Source organism: Amphibacillus jilinensis Y1 (genome assembly GCF_000306965.1).
Taxonomy (GTDB): domain Bacteria; phylum Bacillota; class Bacilli; order Bacillales; family Amphibacillaceae; genus Amphibacillus_C; species Amphibacillus_C jilinensis.
This window is the reverse complement of record NZ_AMWI01000070.1, coordinates 1-3,675: the sequence shown is the minus strand read 5'-3', so window position 1 is coordinate 3,675 and position 3,675 is coordinate 1. Positions and strand designations below refer to the sequence as shown.

The window sequence follows — 3,675 nt, the reverse complement described above, 5'->3', positions numbered from 1 at the left end:
ATGCGCATTTTCTAAAAGATCATAATGGAATATAATGAATATATGATATTAGACGTTCCAGGACAGTGCAAACCTCTACTTTAATCGATCATCCTTCTATTGTGTGTAGATTGTCTATACCGTAACATGATCGCCAATCTTCTTTAAAATCAGCCACCGCTTTGCTTATTGCTGGAAATGAAAAAGCTTGATCTAAAACGTCTGAACCAACGGTCACACTATGGGCTCCATTTTCAACTGCTGCGTTAATTTGTGCTATGTTTTTAAAACTAGCAGCCAAGATCTTTGTCTGACTATTATGATTAATGATGTCTAAAGAAGCTTTTTTGATAACATCTTGTGGATTGATATTGAAGTTTTCCATTCTATTATAATAAGGAGCAATGTAGTCAACATCCGCTTCAATCGCTAGATAAGCTTGAAAGGTCGTATATAATGCTGTAGCTGTTACATTGAAGTGTCGACGCTTTAATTCTCGAATAGCCTTTATGCCTTCTTCGTTAATCGGAACCTTTACATAAACATTGTCGTCAATTTTCTCAACAATCATCTCAGCATCTTTTATCATACCTTGGAAATCATCAGCGACTACTTGAACATGTAAAGATCGTTCATTTCCTATCAAATCGCGTATCGTATTCATATGTTTAAAGAAATTAACCTTTCCTTCTTTTTTTATGATCGTTGGATTTGATGTGACGCCTGAAACTTCTACTTTATCCACCCAATGTGTTACCGCTTCCAAATTAACAGTATCTAACATAAGTTCCATCGATTCACCTCCGTTTATTTATAACTTGTTATCAACTCAAAATGGTTTGACTGCTTTAACGGTTGACAATCTTCACATGATAACCTGGTTCAACATTAACAATCGGTTTATTTTCTAAGTAAAGTGTTCCAGGTAATTCAGCCTCTGTTGCGCCATTAAAGTTCAATGTGATGTGCCCTAGTGCTGATAAGTTTGTTTCGACAGCATCACCAATCGCTGTAATTTCATAAGAAGCGTCTCCCAATATTAAACGATCTCCGACTACAAACGACTGATAAATCTCATTGACATTAATAGATAAAGAAAAATCTCTTAATTCATCTGGTGCATCATCACCAAATAAAATGAGCATGTTTTCTGATTTAATATCTTCAACCATCTCCCCTATCTGATTAATCGTTGTTTTGTATTTTGTTATCATAAATTGTCACTCCCTATTTTGTAGAGGGTACCAAACCTTTCTATGCTGATACCCTCCATTCTTTATCTTTTTTTAGTGATGAAACGCGTTATTCATACATACCAAAACTTGCAAGATAGGCAATAAATACAGTAGGCGCACCCGTTAAGAAACGTCCATATAATACTGACGGTACACCAACCTCAACCGTTTCAGACTCTGCTTCTGCTAGACCCAAACCAACGGGAACAAAGTCAGCTGCTGCTTGTGAGTTGATCGCAAATAATGCTGGCAATGCTAGATTGACAGGGATATTACCTTTACCAATTTCAACACCAATCAAGGTACCTATAACTTGAGCAATAACAGCTCCAGGGCCGAGAAATGGTGACAATAGCGGGAAAGATACAACTAATGATATTAAAATCAAGCCCCAGATAGATCCAGCATAAGGTGATAAAAATTCAGCGAATAAATCACCAATACCTGATTCAATAATAACACCAATTAACAAGGATACAAATGCCATAAATGGTAAAATCGTTTTGACTACTGTATCAATGGTATCACGTCCCGCCTGATAGAACATACTTACAATTGAACCCATTCCCATTCCGATTTTAGCCATTAATCCTTTAGGTTTCGCTTGCTCACTAATTTTCTTGTCACTTGTATATTTGGTATCCTTTATATCGCTCTGATCATCAACTGTTGAATCCTGCATTTGCGCTTGCTCATCACCATTAATCAACATCACATTGGCTTTTTTTACACCTGATACATAGATATCTTCTGTAATGTGCTTCGCTAATGGACCACTTTGACCAGTTGACATTAAGTTAATCGTAGGAATACGTTTTTTAGGATACAGCCCGCATCTTAGCGTCCCGCCACAGTCAATAATCACACATGCTGTCTCATCTTCTGGCACACTCGTTTTAAAGCCGTTGACGAGCTCTGCCCCTGTTTGTTCAGCTAAGTGATCAGCTAACTCAGGCTTTTCACCACCTGTAATATATACAATTTTATTTTTCTTCTCTGTAGGCTCAATAATTAGGGGACCACCAAAACCGCTCGCACCCTTTGTAACCTTTACTGCTTGATACTGTTTCATCTTCGTCACCACCCATTTATTATTTTAGTTCGACAGATTTAGATAATTTAACTCCTTGCTGTTTAGACACATAATTTGTTGTCAAATCCGTTATCCAACCTCTTAGGAAGTTTGTAAAGATACCGACTAAGAAATAACGTAAAGCAAGTTCGGTTATACTGTAACCTAACGTGGTAATACCTGCTGATATCCCTAGAAAGACAAATAGCTCTCCTGGGTTAACGTGTGGAAATAATCCGTTATGCGTATGACAAGAAAATGATGCCGCTGCATAATAACTTGGTTTATAACGTTCAGGTAAGAATTTACCTAGCGAAAGCGTCATCGGATTTGCTAATACAAACGTACCGATGATCGGTAGAACAAAATAGCGGGTAAAAACATTCTTCGATGATTTTTTGGCTAACTTTTCAACGCGCTCTTCTCCAACTAATTTAATAATGGCATTCATCGCAACTAATAACATAATTAAAAGAGGTACAATATCTGTTACCATTCCTACAAAGACTTCTCCACCATGGCGAAATAAGTCCATAAATTTCTCAGCACCATTAATAATGACATCCATTATGCTCATCCTTTCATACTTTCAATTTTTTTGAAAACAAATGATCTAGCCACGTTTTCTTAACTTGTAATTCTCCACCGCGACGAATAATATCGAAATTGCTGATTGCATCATGAATTGCTAACCGTGTTAATTTGTGTTCTTTAGCTAATGATTCATTTTTTAAATTTAAAAATGATTTCTCACTATACCCTTTCATAGCTTTGACTCTCGAGAAAACCGTGGTCCCCTGCATTTTGCTCGCTTTCAAAATAGTGTTTTGATCATCGATCGCAAACATAACAACAGTTCCAGCTTTAAATAAACCTGTTTTCTTACCTATGACAACGCGACCTAAAGATCTTAACTCACTGTATTTCCTATTAAAATGTCTAATTTGCATGAAACCCAAAAGACTTTGTAAAAGCCAACTAGCCCCAATTAATACAAGAAGTGGCCAAAGCATGATCATCATCCTCCTACTAAATTTTCATTATATAGATCGTCTTAACCTTTGATTAAAGTCATCTACATCTCCTGATTGGGCAAGACGTTTGATTAGATCAGGCTGGTTTGCTATAGTAACCATCTCATCGTAAATTTTAACAAGCAGATTTTCCATTTCCGTATTTTCAGCTTCGGGTATGCCCAATAGAAAGATAAGCTTAACTGACTGGTCACCTGATGATACAGACTCACTCCCGACACCTATTGCTAACATGACTTTATCAGTATTTTTATTAAATGTATGAGGAAAGGCAATGTCACGACCAATCACCATTGATCCTTTGCTTGTTCGATCGCTTAGCCTATCAAGAAATCCTTTATCGAGATAGCCATTT

The 3,675-nt window shown here is 36.8% G+C and carries 6 protein-coding genes; all 6 read right to left on the bottom strand.

The window, feature by feature from the left end; genetic code table 11:
- Positions 1-88 precede the first annotated feature (88 nt).
- Positions 89-772 (bottom strand): fructose-6-phosphate aldolase, encoded by a 684-nt coding sequence (locus tag B494_RS0100380; protein WP_017470373.1) that lies wholly within the window; start codon positions 770-772, stop codon positions 89-91.
- A gap of 55 nt (positions 773-827) precedes the next feature.
- Positions 828-1,193: a PTS glucitol/sorbitol transporter subunit IIA gene (locus B494_RS0100375; protein ID WP_017470372.1), complete on the bottom strand. Its 366-nt coding sequence runs from the start codon at positions 1,191-1,193 to the stop codon at positions 828-830.
- A gap of 88 nt (positions 1,194-1,281) precedes the next feature.
- Positions 1,282-2,286: a PTS glucitol/sorbitol transporter subunit IIB gene (srlE, locus tag B494_RS0100370; protein ID WP_017470371.1), complete on the bottom strand. Its 1,005-nt coding sequence runs from the start codon at positions 2,284-2,286 to the stop codon at positions 1,282-1,284.
- 19 nt (positions 2,287-2,305) lie between these two features.
- A complete protein-coding gene (srlA, locus tag B494_RS0100365; RefSeq protein ID WP_017470370.1) occupies positions 2,306-2,854 on the bottom strand; it encodes a PTS glucitol/sorbitol transporter subunit IIC in 549 nt (182 codons plus the stop codon).
- A 13-nt stretch (positions 2,855-2,867) separates the two neighbouring features.
- Positions 2,868-3,299 carry a transcriptional regulator GutM gene (locus B494_RS0100360; protein WP_017470369.1) on the bottom strand — a complete coding sequence of 144 codons (432 nt, stop codon included), beginning with the start codon at positions 3,297-3,299 and terminating at the stop codon, positions 2,868-2,870.
- A 27-nt stretch (positions 3,300-3,326) separates the two neighbouring features.
- A partial coding sequence (locus tag B494_RS18680; protein ID WP_033193448.1) for a PTS sugar transporter subunit IIA occupies positions 3,327-3,675 on the bottom strand: 349 nt, incomplete at its 5' end.

What these genes read in the sequence shown, in the direction of transcription:
- B494_RS0100380 (WP_017470373.1), bottom strand. Translation starts at nt 772, where the DNA reads ATGGAACTTATGTTAGATACTGTTAATTTGGAAGCGGTAACACATTGG.
- B494_RS0100375 (WP_017470372.1), bottom strand. Translation starts at nt 1,193, where the DNA reads ATGATAACAAAATACAAAACAACGATTAATCAGATAGGGGAGATGGTT.
- srlE (WP_017470371.1), bottom strand. Translation starts at nt 2,286, where the DNA reads ATGAAACAGTATCAAGCAGTAAAGGTTACAAAGGGTGCGAGCGGTTTT.
- srlA (WP_017470370.1), bottom strand. Translation starts at nt 2,854, where the DNA reads ATGGATGTCATTATTAATGGTGCTGAGAAATTTATGGACTTATTTCGC.
- B494_RS0100360 (WP_017470369.1), bottom strand. Translation starts at nt 3,299, where the DNA reads ATGCTTTGGCCACTTCTTGTATTAATTGGGGCTAGTTGGCTTTTACAA.